Here is a 21783-nt window from a genome sequence, read left to right on the forward strand (position 1 = left end):
AAAAATTGCTGAATTTATAAAATGGTAGTTGTTAAAAAGCTTAAATTTAGTCTAAATCGTAAATAGAGTTTAGCTGTTGTATTTGTTCTGGTCGTCCTAAAACAATAACTTTGGAGTGTGGCACTAATTTAATTTCGGCTTCTGGATTCACAATGTATTCTCCATCGTTTCCTTTAAACCCTATTACTGTACATCCTGTTTTATTTCTTAAATCTAAATCTTTAATGGTTTGCACTTTATGCGATGTATTGTAAAGCTTATCTACGTCTATCTCTTCTATATTTACATTATGGTTTCCACCAATAGAAAGGTTGTCTATAAATTCTATTAAATCTGGAACAACTACTAAAGATGCCATGTGATCTCCTCCTATTCTATCTGGTAGAATTACATTATTAGCACCTGCTAGTTTTAATTTTTGATATGAGGTTTCTTGAGAAGCACGACTTATAATACAAGTGTCCTTGTTTATTTGTCTCGCAGAAAGCACTACAAATAAATTATCGGCATCGCTTGGTAATGCAGAAATAAGTGTACTTGCTCTTTCTATTCCTGCTTGAATTAGCACTTCGTCTTCATTAGCATTACCCAAAACCATAGGTATTAAATCGCTTTCATTTTTTTCTATAACCTCTTTATCTCTTTCTATAATTACAAACAACTTATTATAAGACATTAGTTTTTTTGCTGCTTGTTTTCCATTGCGTCCATAGCCACAAATAATGGTATGGTTTGTATATTTATCAATTTTCTTTTGCATGGTTTTCTTTTTAAGGTCTTCTAGATTGTTTCTACTTAAAATATATTCTGTTATAATGGAAAGCGCATAACCTACTATTACAACACTTGATAAAATTAAAAAAATGGTAAATATCTTCGAACTATCATCTAATGGAGTTACTTCTCCAAAACCAACTGTTGTTATTGTAATAACAGTCATGTAAACAGCATCTACCCAGGAATAACCAGATATAATTCTAAAGCCTAAAACACCTATTAATAATACAATTACTAGAAGCGTAATAGCCAAATATATTTTAGTTCTTAGAAATTTAAGCAGTGAATCTCTCATCTTTACAAATCGAAAACCGAAGATCTTTTAGTGTAAATTATATCTTTAATACGCATCCAGAAGGCTAAAAATAAATATAATGCGAAACCAAAACCAACCGTTACAAAAGTTAAATACATGAAAGAAGTGCGCACAATTTTTGCACGAATACCCATTCTATCTGCTATGCGCTGACAAACATGGTAGCCATGCTTTTGAAAAAACAATAATAAACTGTGAGCTGATTGCATAACTGCAATATAATAAAACCTTTGCTATTTAATTCTAAAAAAACAAACCATTATTACTTTAATAACGAATTTCCAACGACACATTTTAAACATTTGTTTTTATCGCAATATTCGTTTTTTAATTGAAGAAGAGCCTGAGATTCTAATGCAGAATGTGACACTTTTTTTAAGCCATTAAATTTATCTACAATACTATTTTTTTCTGAAGTAATTTGCTGAAGCATTCGTATAATTTCCTCGTCTATAGTCTTACCAAGCTGCTTAGCATAACTAAACTTTATTGGAATAATTGTATTAATTAGTAAAAGATCTACAAATGCTTTTGTTACTTTCTTTTTTGAAGCCTTAGACGCTTTATTAAAAGTGTAATGCGTTTCCCAAAAAGTAGAAGTCTCTACTGTAAAGAAAGTGTAAAACTCATTTAAAGTATTTGCTGCTATAATTTTAGAAAATAGATTTTGATGCAAATAATACATATTTGCTAGTTGAGACATCCTAATGGTTGGAAAATTAGGAGGACGTAATCTAAAAAATTGTAATGACGTAACATTTGTATTTGTTAAAGTAAACTTTTGTTTTAAAAACTGATATTCTTTAGCGAGCTCTAAAAAGTAAGCCTCTTGGCAATCGTCTTCTAGCAAACCTGCTTGACCAAATAACAAGGCTTCTAAACTTAATAGATTTGATTGTTGCTTTCTTATGATGGAGAAATCGAATGAATTTGCAATACTAGCAAAAGCATCTCCATTTACTTTTAGTCCAAAATTTTTAAATAGCATTTTAAACAGCACAGACTCCCAATTATTTATGTTTTCATGAAGCAAAGCTGTAATATCATTTGCTTTTCTTTCTAATCGTTCAAAATACAAACGTTCTAACCAATTAGACATTATAAACTCTGGAGTGCTAGCAAAATCGTTTTCGCAGTTTATCCATTTTCTATTATTATTAAATAACTTTTGATAGCCATTTAAAGCATCTTGTGGTACATAATGTTTTAATTCTAAGGTTGGAATTTTTGTATTGTCTTTTCTAAAAATTTCTGTATCGTGTTCCCAGACCACGTGCAAAATTACATTGTCGTAATTAACATCTGTTTCATGGTTATGTAAGTACCAATCGCTAGATTTTATATGTATTTCTAGATTTCCTGCCCACAATTGCTCTCCAATTTTTAATTGTGCGTTAAAAAAATCTGGTCCAGTATTGTGGTTATGTTCTCCAACGTTTATAATACTAACCAACTCTCCTTTAGTTGTTTTAAGGCTGTTGGCTATTATTTTTTTATGTTTCCATAAATAATGAAGGAAGTCTTCTTGCATGCTTTAAATGTACTAAATTGCTTAAATAAAAATTGTTAAGTAGATTTTATAAATGTAGCATTTTTAAAAAATAAACACTAATAAAATATGGGAACCTAAGAAAGATTTAATGCTTATAGTGTTAGAGCAAAGCAACTTAAACATGAAAAGTCCAAACGCTTTAAGAATATTCGTTTGGCTATAAAAGCGAGTAGCTTTCAATAAACAGTTTTAAAAAAGTAGATAATGAAAGCTTACAAATAATAAAGAAAGACATTAGAACAAAAGCGAATAAAAAGAAACGTATAAATAACCTAATTAAAAAGTTGTAGTGGTTTTCACACTTTGTTTTATTGTTTTTTTCATAATATATGTTAGTTATATTTAATATTGCCTTAGTTATTTTTTTCTATTAACTTCGTTGAAAGACCTATATAAAATATTGAAACGGTTTTTGATCAATCATAAAGTTACAGTTAATTAAAAAAAACACCATGGGTAAGTTAATGAAGATATTTAAAATATTAGAAAATATATTTCTTTCTGAACACACAAAAAAGCGTATTGAAAAAGTAATACTTTACGTTGCTCTTATTAGTTTTTTTATTCATCTAATCATAATAGGACTCTCAAAGTTTGATATTATTAGTTTATTCCCTAACTCTGAATTGCTTTTAAATCCAATATCAGCCATTTACACACCCTTTTCTTTTATTCTTATTTACGAGGTGTATCTTCTGATTTATTACCTCCCTAAATCTTTCACAATCTATATAACGAAACAATATGAAATTATTACTCTTATAATTATTAGAAAATTATTTAAGGATTTATCAATGCTAGAACTAACTTCAGATTGGTTTGATATTAAGGGAGATTTACAATTTACATATGACATTTTTGCTTCTCTTGTTTTGTTCTTTTTAATATTTCATTTTCAAAAACAAGGTAATCGAAAAACCGAAAAGAAAAATAAAATTGGACCTATGGTTGAACGATTCGTAAAAAGAAAAAAAATAATAGCAATTGTATTAGTTCCATTCTTTTTTGTTTTGGCTTTAAGCACTTTAATACAATGGAGCTCAGAAATTTCATTCTCGACAGAAGTAATGCCATCATTTGAAACTATTAACAATCTTTTTTTTGATGATTTTTTTACTGTATTAATTTTAGTCGATGTTATACTCTTACTAATTTCTTTCTTTTATACCGATAAATTTCATAAAATAATTAGAAACTCAGGGTTTATAGTATCGACTATTCTAATTCGACTATCTTTCGGTGTTAGCGGAATTGTAAGCACTATATTAATCATTGTAGCCGTTCTTTTTGGGTTATTAATTATTTTAATTCACAATGAATATGAAAAAAACAATACACTAAACAATACATAGATTTAACTTTACTAATTATTAGAAAAATGAAAACATGTGATATAAATAGTTATTCGTGTTTTCAACATCTATTTATTTTAAATTTAAATAAAATTTAATTTGGTATCTGTAATCTTAGAAGACATTTAAATATTATATAACGTTACTAAATGATGATTTCGTAAAGCTTAGCATTAGATTTAATACAAAAGTAAACCAACCCAAGAATGAATACATTAAACACTACAAGAATATTCGTTTGGCTATAGTAACCATTAGTTCTCAAAATAGTAGCTTTAACAAAGGAAATAATAAAACTTTAGATTGAAATTAGAAAAAGTAAGTTGATTAAAAAAAGTAAAATACAAATATGAAATTATCTATAAGTTTTAGAAGCGCATTACGCTTTTTTACCTACTACTATTTTAATAACACTCTTGGTTTTGTATCAGGAATTTCAAAATTAACTAGCAGAGATTATATTGAAGAAATGAATGAAATGCCTTCAAATGTAGAAATGATGTATACTATTTTTTCAAATAATATAGAGATGAATACTGAAGGTGAAGTTATTAATTTTAAACACGCTACTAAAAGAGCTGCAAAGTTTGTAGCTTCATGTTTATTTTATGAAGAAAACCAATACACTGTAGAACCTCCTTTTGAGGAATGGGAAACTGAATTGCATTGACTAATAAGAAATACGTTTTTAAATAGCTGATTTCTATACAGAATAATCGAACTTATGATTCCTTCAACGAAATCATGGTCAAGACCATTAATCAAACCTTTAAAATATTTTAACACAATAAAAAAAGCACAGTCTTTAAACTGTGCTTTTTGCTTTTCTATTAAGTGATTCCTGCTTTCGTAGCAATTTAATCTATATAGCCCATTTCACGCATCCAGTCGTCGTTATACATTTTCCCAACATAACGCGATCCATGATCATGGAATAATACTACAACAACATCGTCTTTTGTAAAATGCTCTTTTAATTGTAAAACACCTTTTATAGCTGCTCCTGCACTATTACCAAGAAACATACCTTCTTCTTTACTTAAACGCTGTGTGTAAACAGCTGCATCCTTGTCTGTTACTTTTGTAAAACCATCAATAACACTAAAGTTTACGTTTAATGGCAAAATATCTTCGCCAATACCTTCGGTTACATAAGGATAGATTTCGTTTTCATCAAAAATGCCTGTTTCGTGGTATTTTTTAAATACAGAACCGTAAGTATCGATTCCCCAAATTTTAATGTTTGGGTTTTTCATTTTTAAATAACTACCAACACCTGAGATTGTACCTCCTGTTCCTACTCCAACGACAAAATGTGTTATTTTACCATCGGTTTGTTCCCAAATTTCTGGTCCTGTACTTTTAAAATGAGCTTTACAATTGCTTGGGTTATCGTATTGGTTTACATACCAAGAGTTTGGTGTTTCTTCTGCTAAACGCTTAGACACAGAATAATACGATCTTGGATCTGTTGGTTCTACTGCTGTTGGGCAAACTTCAACCTCTGCTCCTACTGCTTTTAAAATGTCTACTTTTTCTTTAGACTGCTTATCTGCCATTACAAAAATACATTTGTAGCCTTTAATTATAGCTGCTAATGCTAATCCCATTCCTGTATTACCAGAGGTACCTTCTATAATGGTTCCTCCTGGTTTTAGTCTGCCATCTGCTTCGGCATCTTCAATCATTTGTAATGCCATACGGTCTTTTACCGAGTTTCCAGGATTAAAAGTTTCGTATTTAGAAAGCACCAAACATGGAAGCTCTGCTGTGAGTTTATTTATTTTTACTAATGGTGTGTTACCTATAGTTTCGAGAATGTTTTCTGCGTATTTCATGTTGCAAAAATAAGTTAAAAGTTAAAAGTTGAAAGTTAAAAGTTAAATTATTTAATGCATGAGACCATAGCTTTAAAAAAAACGCTTGTTTTTGAAGATAAAGAGAATTTAGTAAACATGCTTGTGTTAGCGATTACTCATCTATTTTAATTTGGAAAAAACCGTAACTACTTTGTACTTGATTCGGCATCCTTTTTTGCCACTAATTGCAAAAAGATATAGCGAAAAGCGTGACCTTTAAGGCAATGCTCTAATTATTCTACTCGAAACGCATAGCTTTTACTGGAGAAATTTTGGTGATGATGTAGGATGGCACTAATAGCATGATAAAACAGAGTATAAATGTACCTATATTTAGTAGTATAATATAATCGAGACTTATGTATACTGGAATAGTTTTCATGTAATACTGCTCTGGATTTGGGAAACTTAAAAAACCAAATATTTTTTGGCTAAATAATAAACCTAAACCTATTACATTTCCCCAAAACAAACCGATTATAATAAGATAGGTTGCGTTGAAAATAAATATTTTTCTAATGCCTGTGTTACTACTTCCTAAAGCCTTTAAAATACCAATCATTCGAGTACGTTCGAGTATTAAAACTAGTAATGCAGTAATCATATTTATACCTGCAACAAGAATCATTATAGCTATAATACCTACAATATTTTTATCGAAAATACCAATCCACTCGAAAATGGTTCCGAATTTTTTGGTCACAGAAATAGTGTTTAATTTAGATGGTGTGTTTTTATAAATCTCTATTGCTTTTTCATCTATTTCATTAAAATTATCAATAAAAACCTCAAAATTTCCAATTTGGTCTGGTTCCCATTTGTTTAGCCTCTGTATGTGTTTTATATCTCCAATTACAAATTGCTGATCGAATTCTTTAAAACCTGAGTTGTAAATTCCAACCACTTTATAAGGTATAATTCTTGGTGGTTTATTTAAATCTTCTCTTAAAAAATTGGCATTTACTCGATCTCCAACATTTAGGTTTAGTCTTTTTGCAAAGTATTCTGAAATTAAAAGGTCCTCGTTTATTTTTTGTGAGTAATCTGGTAAAACACCTGCTATTAAGTAATCTTTTAAATATTGCCAATCGTAATCTTTACCAACACCTTTTATTACTACAAACTCAAAATTATCTGGTTGTCTAAAAACAGCATATCTAGTAGCTACACCTTGCACATGTGTTACACCTTGTACACCTTCAAAATCTGGATAAAACTCTTGATTTATAGAAATTGGGTTTTCGCTTTCTTGTGAGTTGTTAGTATCATAATTACTAATGGTAACATGACCATTAAATGCCACTACTTTATCTCTTATTTTTTGTTGTAGACCAATTCCTGTTGCAATAGCAATCATCATAACAATAATGCCAAGCGCAATTGCAGTAATTCCAATTTTTATTATTGGTGCTGATATGCTACTTTTATACGCTTTACTATCGATAATGCGTTTAGCTATAAAGTATTCGAAATTCAAAAGTTATGAGTGTACAATTAATGTGGTGTAAAAATACAGTTTTATTATTTCTTTTTTTAGGTATTTCTTGTGGAAGTACTAATAAGTTAGAAGTGAAAAGTGAAAAGGCAAAAGTTGATTCTCTCGTTGATAATTCAAACAAGATTTTAAAACAAGTTCCAAATAACCACAGCATTATTGTTGGCGCAAACCAAACAGAAGCCTATTTACCCTTATTACAAGGAAAACGTGTTGGTGTTGTGGCTAACCAAACCAGTGTTATTTTTAAGGTGAATAGTGAAAAGTTAGAAGTTAAAAGTTTTACTCACATAGTAGATTCGTTATTTAGTTTAGAAATTGACCTAAAGAAAGTGTTTTCACCAGAACATGGTTTTAGAGGAACCGAAGATGCTGGAGCATTGGTTAAAGATGGTGTAGATAGTAAAACTGGCTTACCTATTTTTTCGTTACACGGAAAGCATAAAAAACCTTCAAAAGAACAGTTAAAAGATTTAGATGTTGTGGTTTTTGATATTCAAGATGTTGGTGTACGATTTTACACTTACATTTCTACATTACATTATGTTATGGAAGCTTGTGCAGAAAATAATATTTCTGTTATTGTTTTAGATAGACCAAATCCAAACGGAAATTATATAGATGGCCCAACTATGGAACCAGAACATACTAGCTTTTTAGGCATGCACACTATTCCTTTAGTTCATGGTTTAACTATTGGTGAATATGCAACTATGATTAATGGTGAAGGTTGGCTAAAAAACAAAGTAAAAAGTGATTTAACCATTATTAAAATGAAGCATTATACACATAACAAACCTTATAGTTTACCACAGCGTCCATCTCCTAATTTACCTAATGATCAATCTATAAAGCTTTATCCAAGTTTAGGTTTATTTGAAGGTACTACCATTAATGCTGGTCGTGGCACAGCGTTTCAGTTTCAACGTTATGGCGCACCTTTTTTAAATAGTAACACTTTTAATTTTACCTATACTCCAAAAGAAAACTTTGGTGCTAAATACCCAAAGCATAAAGATATATTGTGTTATGGTGAAGACCTCTCTCAAGTAGAAACCGAAGACAGTGTAACTCTACAATATATTATTAAAGCATATAATAACTGTAATAAAAAAGAAGCTTTTTTTAAAACCGAAGTTTTTACAAAACATGCAGGAACAAAAAGATTACAAGAACAAATTATTGCAGGATGGGATGAGAAAAAAATAAAAGCAACTTGGAAAACAGACTTAGATGCTTTTAGATTAATTAGAAGTAAATATTTGCTTTATAATTAAATAATAATTCAAAAAAAACTAATTATTATTCTGTTGTTGGCTTTCTGTATTCATGAAAAGGTTGTTTTAAAAGATGTTTTAAACTGGCATTTTCTTCAGCATTTGGAAAAGTATCCACACCATAGACCACTTGTGCTCTATCTAGATACATGTAAGTTCCCAAAACACGATCCCAAATAGAGAAAATATTACCATAATTAGAATCTGTATATGGTAATTTATAGTGATGGTGTATTTTATGCATATCTGGTGATATTATAACATAACTTAATAACTTATCTATTTGCTTTGGTATTTTAATATTGGCATGAGTAAATTGTGTGAAGACCAAAGACATCGATTGGTATAACATAACAATACCAATTGGTGCACCAATAATAAAAACACCAGCAAGCGTAAATACAAAACGAATGACACTCTCTAAAGGATGATGCCTATTTGCAGAGGTAGTATCGACCTCATGATCGCTATGGTGAACTAAATGCACCATCCACAATACACCAACTTTATGTTCTGTAAAATGGGCCAAATAAGCACCAATAAAATCTAAAAGCAAAACACCTAAAACAACATATAGCCACATTGGCATTTCTGGCAACCAATTAATAATCCCAAAGTTATTTGCTGTAACCCAATCTGCAGTACCTAACAATAGAAAGGCCAGAGCAAAATTAATAATGATAGTGGTTAGCGTAAAAAACAAATTAGGCACTGCATGTTTCCATTTATTATATTTAAAATTAAACAATGGCAGCATACCTTCTAGTAGCCAAAAAAATGTTATTCCACCTACTAAAAGTAGACTTCTATGTAATGTAGGAATGGTTTCGAAATAGTTAATTAGAGCCTCCAAATCTTTTTTTTTAGTTAAAGATACAAAAATGAATAAAATGTTATTTAATGCGTGCTTTCATTTGTTCTACAATATTAAAAGCCGCTGGGCAAATAGCCACATTTTTAATGGTAAGGTTAGAAATTTGTTGAAATTTCTTTCTATTAGTATGTGGGAATTCACTACACGCTTTAGGTCTTACATCGTAAATAGAACAGTAATTATCTGGACCTAAAAAAGTACAAGGTACACTTTGCAAAACATAATCGTTATCTTCGTCTATCTTTAAAAACTGCTCTACAAATTTTTGCGTTTTCATTTTAAAATACTTGGCAATTCTATCGACATCCTTATCTGTAAATAATGGTCCTGTGGTTTTACAACAATTTGCGCACTCTAGACAATTGGTTTTCTTAAATTCTTCTTCATGCAATTCCTGCATAATATAATCTAGCTGTTTTGGTGGCTTTTTTTTAAGCTTAGCAAAAAAGGTTTTATTTTCCTTATGCTTATCTTTGGCGAGCTTTGGGAGATTATTAATAATGTCTTGCATGTGGCAAAAATAAGCAAAGTTTTCAATACAATTTCGACAACTCGAAATCACTCAAACTGACAAAAATAAATATTCAATGAAAGACCTATTCGGAAAAGCTTTATTAGATTTTTACAACGGAAATGCTCCTGAAAATATTATTACATCTACTAATATTTCTGGCGAAGACATTTTACCTCTAGAGTATTTATTTAGAAGTTATGCAGAAATGCCTAAAATTGAACAACAGGCACTAGAGCTTGCTAAAGGAAGGATATTAGATGTTGGTTGTGGTGCTGGAAGTCATAGTCTATATCTTCAAGAAAAAAACTTAAAGATAAAAGCAATAGATGTTTCTAAAGGCGCTATTAAAGTTTGTAAAAAAAGAGGTCTTTTAAATGCTAAATTGCTTTCGCTTTTAGACGAAAAAGAAACCTATGATACTATATTTTTATTAATGAATGGTACTGGTATTTTTCAAACTTTACAAGACGTCCCAAAATATTTGAAGCATTTAAAAAGCTTATTAAATGAAAATGGACAAATTCTAATAGACTCTAGTGACATTAAATATATGTACGAAGATGAAGATGGTGGTTTTTGGCAAGATCTTAACTCTGGCTACTATGGTGAACTCGATTATTTTTTAAGCTATAAAGATGAAGAAGAAAAACCAATGAAGTGGTTATACCTCGATTTTAAAACTTTAGTTATTGCTTGCGCTACAGTGGGATTGCAGTGTGAGAAAATTATAGAAGGTGAACACTTTGATTATTTAGCGAAGTTGCATGTTTAAAATACAATGCTGTAATTATAAACCAATAAAACCTATATTATTAACTCTATAAATTATAACCTTTATCGGACAATTGAGCAATTACACCACGATACACATCACTACTCCACATTTCGGCTATTTTACTCATAGAAGCGTTCATAGAATCTTGAGAGCCTAAAATTTTCTGACCTGTTTCTGTTTCATAAAACTGGTTTAAAATAATTTTGTCTCCTTCAGACAATGCTTCATTTTTAAACATCGCTTTTCCTGCTTTAGAAGCATATAAGGTATTCATGTTTTTAACATCTTGATGCGTAAAATGACCTCTGTAAGCAGATACAATCATTTGTGCTAACTCTTTCATTGCTGTGGTTTTACCTTTTTTAACCTCTGTCCAAACGGTGTCTGGCACGTTTTCATCTGTAAACTGTACTTTAAGCATATCGTACATATCATCCATAACATTTTCATAATATGCCATTGTACCATTACTCTGTATACATTTTTTAACAGCTTCGCTATAATCATCTGTTTGCGCAATACTTGTAGATGCAAATGTTAAAAATAATAGTAGTGTAAAAATAGTTCTCATTGGTTATTGTTTTGTTTCGTTTTCTAAAATCAATTATTGTGCCACTCCATTAATATAGGTTTCTTGTACTTTTGTTAAAGGTATTTTTTCTTCTTCAACGTCCATAATATCTTGATTTAGGATTATAAAATCGGCATACTTCCCTATTTCAATACTTCCTTTTTCTTGGTCTTCGAAGTTAGAGTATGCTGCCCAAATAGTCATTCCTTTTAATGCTTCTACTCGAGACAAACCATTCTCTTTTTGAAACCCTTGTTCCGGAAATCCTTTTAAATCTTTCCTTGCCACTGCAGCGTAAAATGTTAAAAACGGATTGACTTGCTCTACTGGAAAATCTGTACCTAATGCAACACGTCCACTTTTATCTAGTAACGTTTTGTAGGCATAAGCGCCTTTTATTCTGTCTGTGCCTACTCTATCTTCTGCCCAATACATATCGCTAGTAGCATGTGTTGGTTGTATAGAAGGTATTATATTTTCGCTTTTAAAATAGTCGAAATCATTATCTGTAATTACTTGAGCATGTTCTACTCTCCAACGTCTGTTTGTTTGGTTTGCTAATGTTTTTTCATATGTTTTTAAAACAAAGCGATTTGCAGAATCTCCAATAGCATGCGTATTCATTTGGTAACCTGCTTTATCTATTCTAAGTGCTAAATTCTTATAATCTTCTGCGCCAATTACCATCGCTCCAAAATGGTTGTGCTCATCGCTGTATGGCTGCTTTAAAGCTGCACCGCGAGAACCTAAAGCTCCATCTGCATAAACTTTTACAGATTGTACATTTAGTTTTTCGGTTTTAATTTTTCCTTTATTTAAGTAATAATCAAGGTTTTCTTTTTTATTACTTATCATGGCATACACTCGCATTTGTAGTGTATTCGCTTTTTGTAAACTGTCTATTAATTCTATGACTTGCCTGTCTAATCCTGCATCACTAACGGTTGTTAAACCTAAGTTTGTACAAAATTTTTGTGCATCTAGTAGCGCTTCTATTTGTTGCTTTTTTGTTGGTTCTGGAAAAATGGCTTCTACTAATTCCATAGGATTATCTATTAGAATTCCGGTAAGTTTACCTTTTTCGGTTTTAATTTCTCCACCAAAAACGTTTGTGTCTATAGTTATGTTTGCCAAATCTAAAGCGGCTTGATTACATAGCATCGCATGACCATCTATTCTTGTTAATACGACTGGAAGGTCTGGATATAATTCACCTAAAAGTGCTTTATTTGGATAGGTTTTATCTTGCCAATCGTTTTGGTCCCAACCTCTACCAATAATAAATTTTGGCTGTTTTTCATTTTGAAAAGCAATAATGCGTTTCATAACCTCATCAAAACTAGACGTTCCAACCAAATCTACTGTTTGAAAGTTTAAACCCAAGTTATAAAAATGACAATGCGCATCTATTAATCCTGGAACAATAGTTTGGCCTTTAGCATCAATAACCTCTGTAGCAGAGTAATGTTGTTGTATGTCTTTAGTGCTTCCTGTTGCAACAAATTTACCATCCTTAATGGCAAAAGCTTCTGTTCTATTAAAATTCGCATCAACTGTATACACATTTGCATTTATAATTATAGCGTCTACTTCATTTTTATCGTTTTTACAACTAAAAACAAAAAGTACAATTAGGCTTAAAAAAAGGTTTTTCATGTTACTATTATTTTTGGTGGATAAATATAGTAATAAAAAAAACGTCCTCTATTAGAAAGGACGTTTTTGGTTTTGTAATTTATTTTAAGAATATTTAAAAGATTTCTTTTTTTATAAAATGATAAAAATGCATTTAAAAATCAAACTTATAAGTTGCACCTCCTAGAAACTGAATGCCTTGCACAGGTGTGTTTTGCCATTTATTATAACTTCCTGCAACTAGATTATTTCCTTTTAAAAATACTGAAATACGATCGTTTACATGGTAACCTACGTGAGCATTAACATCTACATAACCATCAAGATTAACTGTTGTTGTTGCAGGAATGATTGTAGTTAAATCTAAAAAAACATCTTTTCGTTCTCCAATAAAAAATAAGTTTCCTCCTGTAAACCAATGTTCGTTAATTTGATAATCCATAAAAACGGTTCCTTTTATGTTTGGTAGATTCCATGCCTCAGCTTCATTTTTTGTATTGTAAACAAAATACTCGCCTTTAATTCCCATGGTGAAATTTCTATTAATATCTACACTTAGCTCACCTGCAATTCCTAGAGTTGTAACATCGTCGTAAATAATACCAAAAGAATTACCATAAGTATAATCTTGTGTAGTTGCTGTAATAGGATTGTTAACAAATAAGGCTTTGCTTTTTTCTGAGGTATAACTTCCGCTAACCGAATAACCAATGGTATTAGACAGTTTCCCTTTTAAACCTGCGTAAGCATTATATTGTTGGTCTGTAGGCGTAATAAATAATGTTGGTGAAACAAACGGATTTTCTGTGGCAAAATCGTAATAAGAATTCTGTATTAATCCACCATTTACACCTCCAAAGGCAATAACAATCTCGTTAACTAAACGATAACTTGCACTAATATTTGGATAAATAAAGAAACTGCTTTTACTCGCTTCGGTATCATTTAAATAAGTTAATGTAACACCAAGATTCACGGTTAAATCGTCTTGTTTTAATTGGTATGTTGGTGCTAAACCTAATTGGAAGTTTCCGTAATTAATTTTGGTTGTATTAAAATAATCGTTTTCAAAACTTCCGCCTAAGTAGTCTATACTTACAACTGTTTCAACAATTTCTTCTTTAATAGGAATAGCTGCTGTACCACTTAATTTAAGTCTATTTTCTCCAGACCCTAAATTATCACCAAAACGTCTAAACAAAACATCTGCTCCTTTAAAAACACCTTCATTAAGGTTTAATTCTCCTAAAATATTAGCATTTGTAAAATTATGACTTACATCTAAAGCATCTGCATCTATTTGTGTGAATATTGGCTGCTTTAAACCATACCAATTAAAAGTTTGCATGCCAAAACCTCCAGAGATTGCGCAATCTAAATCTTGAGTTAATTGACTGTAGGTTAGATTGATTTTAGAATCTAAAAAGTTATCGTCTGTTAACACACCATCTATGCCTCCTCCAGAAGAGTGATGTCCAATATGTGCACTTATATTTTCGCCACTATTTAATTCGTGATTTAAATACACTTCACCCAAAATAGTTGTGTACGTTCCAACACCTAGAGTCGCATAATTATCGAACAGCTTAACTTTTTTAGCCTTATCTACAACTGCTGCTTTTCCTTTTGCTGGAGTAAATGTTGAAGCTACTGGAAATGAAAAAATATTATACTTAACTTCCTTTTTTATGCCAGTTTCTGCATCGTCCAAAGATGGTATTTCTTTTACTTTAAAGGCATCAGAAATTGATGGTGTATATGGTTTTATTACATTAATCACTTCTGGTTTTAATGTATCTTGGTCACGTTCTTGAGCAAATAGTACTGTTGAAGTTACTATTGTTATGAGTAATAAGAATTGCTTTTTTTGAAACATATATTCTTTTTGTTTTTATTTTTTCTGTCATTCCTCCTTTTTTAGGAATGATAACATCGTTTATTTATATTCAGAAAGACTAATCCTCAGTTTCTATAGAAGCATTAGTTTTTGCTTGTTCTGTTTTAATGGTATTTAATTCGGTTTGTGCTTCTGCAACTATATCTGGAAAATCTTTAAAATTCTTAATCACACTTTCTAAAATATAAGTTGCTTGAAAGGCATCCTTTAAAGCATATTGATTTTTAGCCATAACAATTAAACTTTTTGCTGCATATAATTTATAACCAGAATACTCTTTTACTATACGCTGAACGACAGTATTGGAAGCTACAAAACTACCTTCTTTGTTTTTAAAATAAGCGTTATAATACAACGCTTCTGCTGCTGTTTCTCCTGTTGCAGTTTGTTCTACATTTGCATAAGCAGATTTAGCCTTGGCCTCGTCGTTAGTTTGCATTGCAGATCGCGCTATAATTACATAAGCATCACTTTTTACTTTATTATCTAAATTTGGATTACCAAGCACTTTTTCGGCATAAATAACAGCATCTACAAAGTCTTTTAATTGGTATTTGGCTTGCATAATATTAGATTGTGCAAACAAACTATTTTGAGGAAAGTTAGCTTCGGCTTCTAAACGTTTTAAAGTTGGAATGGCTTCTGCCCAATTTTTCTGTTCTAAGGTAATTTGGGAGAGACGTAATAAAGCCTCTTCTGTATACTCGCTTTGAGAAGCTTCTACAACTGCCTTATAATGTGGCTTAGCGTTTTCTTTCAAATCTTTTTTGAAATACAACTGTGCCAAATAAAAATGAGATTGATTAGCGTGTAATCCGCTTTTAAAATCGTTTAAATAACGATTAAAAAGTTTTATTGCTTGGTTTGTATTACCATCTAAATATTGCTTTTCTGCAGATTGGTAAGTAGCATTATCTAAATCTCCATCTGTAACTTCTACATAATCTAAGGTTTGTATCCACGTTGCGTAATCCTCTACACGACCCAAATCTATGTATATTAATCGAGCAGTAGCAACAGCTTGATTGGCTTCTTGACTTGCTGGATATTCTCCTGCGATTTTTTTAAACTTGGTTAAAGCCTTTTCATTTTCGTTTTTATTATAAAACACTAAACCTTGACTTAGTAATGCCTTTGAAATAAAAGGACTTTCACTATACTCTGTAATTAAACTATTGTATAAAGCTAGACCTTTATCTGTATTTCCAGACTTTACATAAGCATTACCTAAAGTGTACATGGCATCGTCTCTTAATTTAGAATTTAGATAGTTAGAAATAAAGGTTTCTAACTCAGATATTTTTTGATCTGTATTTCCCATATAACCAGAGCTCATCGCTTTTTGAAAAAACGCATAATCCATTTCTATTTTATTAACATTAAGCGCTTCGTTGTACATGGCAATTGCATTTTCATAATTACTAGTTACAAAATAACTGTCTGCCAAACGCAAGTACGCATCGTTTAACCTAATTTTATTGTCTTTATTATTACTTACAAAACTTTTAAAATATAGAATAGCTTGTACATAGTCTTTCTTCTTAAAATAGGTGTAGGCTAGATTATAATCTAAATTTTTATACTCTGGTGTTTGGCTTGCATTTGTTTGCTGTTGAAACTGTTTAAAACCTATTAAAGCATCATCATAATTTGTTAGGTTATAATCTGTTTCTGCTTTCCAAAATGTTGCTCTAGCAGTGTACTTTATATCTTGAGATTCGCCTAACGAAGCATCGAATAGTTTTTCTGCTTCTACATAATTACTCTCGTTAAAAAGCTCTATACCTCTGTAGTAGGTTACTTTCTGATAAGCGACTTTGTTTTCGAAACTTTTTTTCCCTTTTAATAATACTAAAGCTTCTTTGTAGTTTTTTGATGTGATATAAGAATCGATAAGTAACGTTTCTAATTCTTCTTTGTAATTAGTATCTGGATACTTGTCTAGATAACTCGCTAAAACTTGTGGTACAGATTGGTAAGGATTACCAATCTCGTAACTAATTTTTGCATAGTTAAGCCAAGCATCTTCTTGAATTTTTAAATCAAAATCCATTTGCGAAGCATTTCTAAACGCATTTAAAGCCTCTTGTTTCTTATTTAAATTAATATAACTTTCTCCCAAATGGTAGTATGCATTTTGCGCAACACTATTGTTTCCATCAATAATTTTATTAAACTCTGAAGTGGCCTTTTCAAAATCTTTTTGCTTGTAATACGCGTAACCTAATTGGTAATAATCTGTGTTATTCCATTTTCCTTTTTTACCTTCATAATTATTCAAATACGAAATGGCATCTGCATATTTTTCTAGGTTAAAATAACTTTCACCTACAATCTTATTTAATTCTGAAACTTCGCTTTTATCGTTGCTTTTTTCTAATTGTTCTTTAGCAAGTGTAATAGCTTTATCAAATTTTCCTAGTTTAAAATTTAAATCTGCCTGATAGTAACTTAACTTTTCTTTGTATTTCTCATTATCTCCAACTTGTTCAAAGTAAGCATTCGCTTTAGTGTAATCATCACCTTCGTAGGCCATAAAACCAATATAGTACTTTGCTTGAGAGCCATATTCTTGAGAATTTTCAACACGAGATAAGTGCTTTTTCGCTTCATTGTAATTTTTAGAAACAAAGGCAGTATAGCCTCTATTAAAATTAAATTTCTCTTGCTCTTTTTTTGAAAGCGAATTTTCGTTTACTTTATCATACCATTTATCTGCGTATGCAAACTTTCTGTTTTCAAAGTAGTAATCTGCCACATCTACAAATGCAGAATTCTTTTTTGTACTTGTAGGATAATCTTCTACAAACGCTTCTATTAAAGTATCTGCATTTTTTTGGTTTAAACGTACTGCACAATTTGCAATATAATAGGTGCAATCAGACTCTAAAGCAACAGAATTTGCTGTTTCTCTAACAGTCTTAAAAGCTGCTTGAGCTGCTAAATATTGTTGGTTATTGTAAAGAGATAATGCTTTTTGGTAAGCTACAAAATCGTTAGTATACGTTGCAGATTGTTGCCCATAAGTAACAAATGCTAAACTGAAAACGACGAAGAATAAAAGATGCTTTTTAGTCATTAACTATGTGTTTTAAATTCGAAAAATCAAATATAAATTAATCCTAATATGTTAACGTTAGAATTTTGTTATAATTATAAACCAACTTATTAAAAATTGAAGCTATACCTTTTGTGCTTATACTTTTAAATGATACTTTTACAAAGCAAATTATTATTAATTTATGACAGATTCGTGTATTATTATCCCTTGTTATAATGAAGCGAATAGGCTTAATATTGAAGCCTATAAAACGTTTCAAAAACAAAACAAGTCATTCGATTTATTGTTTGTAAACGATGGAAGCACTGATAACACTCTATCTGTAATTAATAATTTAAAAGCTGAATTGCCAAACACATCCATTTTAAATTTTAAAAAAAACAGTGGTAAAGCCGAAGCTATAAGGCAATCTGTTTTATCTTTAGAGTACAATTATAAGTACATTGGCTACCTTGATGCAGACTTATCTACTCCGCTTTCTGAAATCTTAAGACTTTTAAATATTGCTAAAACCGAAAATAAGCGTTTTGTTTTAGGCTCAAGAATTAAGGTGTTAGACGCTTCTATAAAACGTAAAGTATATAGGCACTTTTTTGGTAGATTAGTGGCAACATTTATTGACAGTTTAGTTTTAAAATTAGAAATTTACGACACGCAATGTGGTGCAAAAATTATAAACAGAGAATTAGCAGCTTCAATTTTTAAAGAAGAATTTAAAACCAAATGGCTTTTTGATGTAGAATTATTAGCTCGAACTAAAAAAGGGTTTGGTATAGCTTATTGCAAAAACAATATTTTAGAAGTACCGCTAAACCAATGGCACGATACAGAAGATACAAGAATTTTATTTATAGATTTTTTAAAAACACCTTTTGTTTTGATTAAACTTTATTATTACTACAAACAGAATGATTAAAATAATTTACAATTTTATTACTCAAAATAGTATTAAGGCCTTAATTTTTTATGCCATTTTAATACGTTTTTTCATTTTTATATTTTACCAAGATGTAACCATTTATCCAGATAGTGAAAACTATATAGATTTAGCAACATATATATCTCATTTTAGTCTTGAAAATTATCCAGGAAATAGAACGCCAGGTTATCCATTATTAATCGCTTTAGCCAATAATAGTTTAATATTAACTGTAGTGTATCAAGTTATTTTAGGCTTATTAACAACTGTTTTGTTATTTAATTTTTCTAAACGAAGAACTAAAAGTATTACAACAGCATTTTGGGTTACATTTCTTACAAGCACATTTATCCATTTTTTGTTTTACGAGTTTGTAATTTTAACAGAAACACTTTCTTTATTTTTAGTTGTATTAAGTTTTTGGATTATTGAAAAATACCAACTTTTAAATCATCAAGCTCATAAAAAATATTATTTCTTACTTTCCTTAGTTTTAGCATGGCTTTATCTTACAAAACCTTTATTTATATATTTTAGTTTAGGTTTTTCTATTTTCTATTTTGTTAAACATTTAAAGACAAATTTTTATAATACTTTTACAAAAAGTATTATAGTTTTACTTATTCCATTTTTAGCTTATTATTCATGGAATTCGCTTAATAAAAACAATATTGGTTACTTTACAAATACTTACTACTTTGGTATAAATTTAGCACAGACTGCTACTTCTTTTTTTGAAAAAGCACCAGAAGAAGATGCTCTAATTCGAGACATATTCGTTAGAAAAAGAGATTCTATTACAAAATTTGCACCAACAAGGTATCCAATGAGTGTTTGGTTTGCATATGATGAACTTATTGAAAAAACTGGTCTTTCGCCCCAAGATCTTTCGGCAGAACTTGGGCGCATTTCAAAAAATTTATTTAAAGAACATCCAGAATTATATGCTAAACAAGTATTTAATTCTTTTTATCTTTTTTTTGGAAATGATGATAGTATAAAATGGAGTAAAAAATTTAAAAACAAGTATTTTCAATATGGATTAACACTTATTTGGAAACACTTTCAACAGTATTTTCTTGTTCTTATTAATATTTTGTTTTTAATATTTTCTTTTAAAGAAATACTATTCTTTTTTAAATCTAAATGTAAAATTTTCAACACGAACTTATTTATTGTTTGTATTGTCCTTTCTGGTGCTTTAGCACAAGCTCTTGTTGCATTTGGTTCTAATAGTCGTTTTGCATTTCCGTTTTTACCTTTAATTGTTTATTTTGTTGTTATTAATGTTTTAAATTTGAAGTGTAAATATTTCAGTGTAAAAAAACTATAAAATTATATGTCTCAAACTGTTTTAGAATTTAAAGAAGCTTCCATTTTTCAAGGCGATAGCTTAGTATTATCTAATGTTAATGTTGAAATAAACAAAGGTGATTTTGTATATTTAATAGGGAAAACAGGTTCTGGAAAAAGTAGTTTCATGAAAACTTTATATGCAGATATTCCATTAAAAAAAGGTGAAGGAAGCATAGTAGATTTTAATTTAAAAACACTTAAAGAAAAAGACATTCCTTTTTTAAGACGCAAACTTGGTGTTGTTTTTCAAGATTTTAAATTATTAACAGATAGAACAGTAAATGCTAATTTAGAGTTTGTTTTAAAAGCAACTGGTTGGAAAGACAAAGCAGAAATGGCTACAAGAATGGAAGAAGTTCTAAATAAAGTAGGCATGAAAACTACAGGTTTTAAATTCCCTTACGAACTTTCTGGTGGCGAACAACAGCGCGTTGCAATTGCTCGTGCTTTACTTAATAATCCTGAACTTATTCTAGCAGATGAACCAACAGGAAACCTTGATCCGCAAACTAGTATCGAGATTATGGAAGTTTTACAAGAAATAAACAAAAATGGTAACACTATTTTAATGGCTACTCACGATTATGCTCTGCTTTTAAAATACCCAAGTAAAACTTTAAAGTGTGATGAGAATCAAGTGTTTGAAGTTGTTCAACGTCGTGTTTAATTATCTCTTTTATAAATATGTGGATTTTTACGCACACCTTTTTTAAATAGTTTTCTAACCAACATTCTTAAATTAGAATCAAAGTCTAAAAAGATATTAGTGAGCGTTTGGTTTGGTCTACCCCTAAATTTTGTAACATGAAATTTATCGGTTTCTCGCAACGCATTATCACTAAAATAATAATTAGAAATACAACAACGATAACCGTTTACTGTAACTTTGTTTACTGCGTGCCATGAGCTAGAATGTGTAGCCATTACAATTAATCTATTAAATTTACTTTGTATTTCTAAAGGATTGTTTTTTGGTCCATTTGGCCATAATTCTAAGTGTCCACCATTTTCTTTTTTCCAATTTGGTGTAACATAATACAAAACATTTAAAACACGCCAACGCTCGCGTTCTGCATCGTGAGAATTATCTAAATGCGGATTTAAAAAATTATCTTTTGCCATTAAAGATAAACCACCAGCATACAAAGAATCGTCTGGATATAAAAGCGGAATATTACAAATTTCACCTATTAGTTTGACTACTTTTATATTTTGAAAAGCATAAATAACTGCTTCTAAAAGCTGGTGATGTTTATTCATTTGTGCAGAAACATGCTTATATTCTTTAATAGATTTAAGCAGTCTCATATCTTCTGGCTTAGGAAAAACCTGAGAGCATTCTATTGCGAGTTGTTCTGGTAAAACATTATCGATATAGAAATAACCAATTTTGCTTTCGGTAGAAGAAAACTGCTCTATTAAAGACTGTTTGTGGTCTAAAATATGATTATAAATCAGCTCTGAAATAGCGTGCTTATCCAAAAGGAAATATTAAATTATTTTAATGCAATTTACTATTTTTTATAGAATTAAGCCGTATTTTTAAGCACAAT

General features: G+C 30.1%; 19 protein-coding genes. 7 read left to right on the forward strand and 12 right to left on the reverse strand.

What is annotated here, in order from left to right:
• Positions 1–46: 46 nt before the first annotated feature.
• The 3 genes from P8H50_RS01210 to P8H50_RS01220 are packed head-to-tail and all read right to left on the reverse strand — an operon-like array spanning position 47 to position 2624.
• Positions 47–1072 (reverse strand): TrkA family potassium uptake protein, encoded by a 1026-nt coding sequence (locus P8H50_RS01210; protein ID WP_300204708.1) that lies wholly within the window; start codon positions 1070–1072, stop codon positions 47–49.
• 2 nt (positions 1073–1074) lie between these two features.
• Positions 1075–1302, reverse strand: a complete 228-nt coding sequence (locus P8H50_RS01215; protein ID WP_300204711.1) for a PspC domain-containing protein — start codon at positions 1300–1302, stop codon at positions 1075–1077.
• A 53-nt stretch (positions 1303–1355) separates the two neighbouring features.
• A complete protein-coding gene (locus tag P8H50_RS01220; RefSeq protein ID WP_300204714.1) occupies positions 1356–2624 on the reverse strand; it encodes a DUF2851 family protein in 1269 nt (422 codons plus the stop codon).
• 485 nt (positions 2625–3109) lie between these two features.
• Between P8H50_RS01220 and P8H50_RS01225 the strand changes: the two genes are divergently transcribed.
• Together P8H50_RS01225 and P8H50_RS01230 are read left to right on the forward strand one after the other, a co-directional pair.
• Positions 3110–3997, forward strand: coding sequence for a hypothetical protein (locus P8H50_RS01225; protein WP_300204717.1), 888 nt, complete (start codon positions 3110–3112; stop codon positions 3995–3997).
• Positions 3998–4346: 349 nt separating this feature from the next.
• On the forward strand, positions 4347–4667 hold the full coding sequence (locus P8H50_RS01230; RefSeq protein WP_300204722.1) for a hypothetical protein: 321 nt from the start codon (positions 4347–4349) through the stop codon (positions 4665–4667).
• A gap of 187 nt (positions 4668–4854) precedes the next feature.
• On the opposite strand, the gene P8H50_RS01235 is transcribed toward P8H50_RS01230, so the two are convergent.
• Together P8H50_RS01235 and P8H50_RS01240 are read right to left on the reverse strand one after the other, a co-directional pair.
• The gene (locus tag P8H50_RS01235) at positions 4855–5835 is read right to left on the reverse strand and encodes a cysteine synthase family protein (protein WP_300204725.1); all 981 of its coding nucleotides are present in this window, start codon (positions 5833–5835) and stop codon (positions 4855–4857) included.
• 259 nt (positions 5836–6094) lie between these two features.
• Positions 6095–7333: an FtsX-like permease family protein gene (locus tag P8H50_RS01240; RefSeq protein WP_300204729.1), complete on the reverse strand. Its 1239-nt coding sequence runs from the start codon at positions 7331–7333 to the stop codon at positions 6095–6097.
• A 5-nt stretch (positions 7334–7338) separates the two neighbouring features.
• On the opposite strand from P8H50_RS01240, the gene P8H50_RS01245 reads away from it, so the two are divergent.
• Entirely contained in the window at positions 7339–8628 is a 1290-nt protein-coding gene (locus tag P8H50_RS01245; RefSeq protein WP_300204732.1) for a DUF1343 domain-containing protein, read from the forward strand.
• Positions 8629–8653: 25 nt separating this feature from the next.
• Here P8H50_RS01245 and P8H50_RS01250 read toward each other — a convergent pair whose 3' ends face one another.
• A complete protein-coding gene (locus tag P8H50_RS01250; RefSeq protein WP_300204735.1) occupies positions 8654–9481 on the reverse strand; it encodes a sterol desaturase family protein in 828 nt (275 codons plus the stop codon).
• 40 nt (positions 9482–9521) lie between these two features.
• Entirely contained in the window at positions 9522–10013 is a 492-nt protein-coding gene (locus tag P8H50_RS01255; protein WP_300204738.1) for a YkgJ family cysteine cluster protein, read from the reverse strand.
• Between the two features lie 76 nt (positions 10014–10089).
• On the opposite strand from P8H50_RS01255, the gene P8H50_RS01260 reads away from it, so the two are divergent.
• Complete coding sequence (locus tag P8H50_RS01260) at positions 10090–10788, forward strand: methyltransferase domain-containing protein (RefSeq protein ID WP_300204741.1); 699 nt, start codon at positions 10090–10092, stop codon at positions 10786–10788.
• A 46-nt stretch (positions 10789–10834) separates the two neighbouring features.
• On the opposite strand, the gene P8H50_RS01265 is transcribed toward P8H50_RS01260, so the two are convergent.
• From P8H50_RS01265 to P8H50_RS01280, 4 genes are all read right to left on the reverse strand, one after another.
• Positions 10835–11362, reverse strand: coding sequence for a DUF2059 domain-containing protein (locus P8H50_RS01265; protein WP_300204744.1), 528 nt, complete (start codon positions 11360–11362; stop codon positions 10835–10837).
• 33 nt (positions 11363–11395) lie between these two features.
• On the reverse strand, positions 11396–13018 hold the full coding sequence (locus P8H50_RS01270; RefSeq protein WP_300204748.1) for an amidohydrolase: 1623 nt from the start codon (positions 13016–13018) through the stop codon (positions 11396–11398).
• Positions 13019–13151: 133 nt separating this feature from the next.
• Entirely contained in the window at positions 13152–14873 is a 1722-nt protein-coding gene (locus P8H50_RS01275; protein WP_300204752.1) for a TonB-dependent receptor, read from the reverse strand.
• Between the two features lie 79 nt (positions 14874–14952).
• Positions 14953–17973 (reverse strand): tetratricopeptide repeat protein, encoded by a 3021-nt coding sequence (locus P8H50_RS01280; RefSeq protein ID WP_300204755.1) that lies wholly within the window; start codon positions 17971–17973, stop codon positions 14953–14955.
• Between the two features lie 163 nt (positions 17974–18136).
• Between P8H50_RS01280 and P8H50_RS01285 the strand changes: the two genes are divergently transcribed.
• Genes P8H50_RS01285 through P8H50_RS01295 form a run of 3 tightly spaced genes read left to right on the forward strand, consistent with a single transcriptional unit; the run spans position 18137 to position 20897 of the window.
• Positions 18137–18871: a glycosyltransferase gene (locus P8H50_RS01285; RefSeq protein WP_300204759.1), complete on the forward strand. Its 735-nt coding sequence runs from the start codon at positions 18137–18139 to the stop codon at positions 18869–18871.
• Complete coding sequence (locus P8H50_RS01290) at positions 18864–20207, forward strand: hypothetical protein (RefSeq protein WP_300204761.1); 1344 nt, start codon at positions 18864–18866, stop codon at positions 20205–20207. The genes P8H50_RS01285 and P8H50_RS01290 overlap by 8 nt, the downstream gene beginning before the upstream one ends.
• A gap of 6 nt (positions 20208–20213) precedes the next feature.
• The gene (locus tag P8H50_RS01295) at positions 20214–20897 is read left to right on the forward strand and encodes an ATP-binding cassette domain-containing protein (protein ID WP_300204765.1); all 684 of its coding nucleotides are present in this window, start codon (positions 20214–20216) and stop codon (positions 20895–20897) included.
• Here P8H50_RS01295 and P8H50_RS01300 read toward each other — a convergent pair.
• Entirely contained in the window at positions 20894–21712 is an 819-nt protein-coding gene (locus tag P8H50_RS01300; RefSeq protein WP_300204768.1) for a 2OG-Fe(II) oxygenase, read from the reverse strand. The two genes, P8H50_RS01295 and P8H50_RS01300, sit on opposite strands and share 4 nt — an antisense overlap.
• Positions 21713–21783: the final 71 nt, after the last annotated feature.

The sequence above is a fragment of the Lacinutrix sp. genome, assembly GCF_029238095.1.
GTDB lineage: Bacteria > Bacteroidota > Bacteroidia > Flavobacteriales > Flavobacteriaceae > Lacinutrix.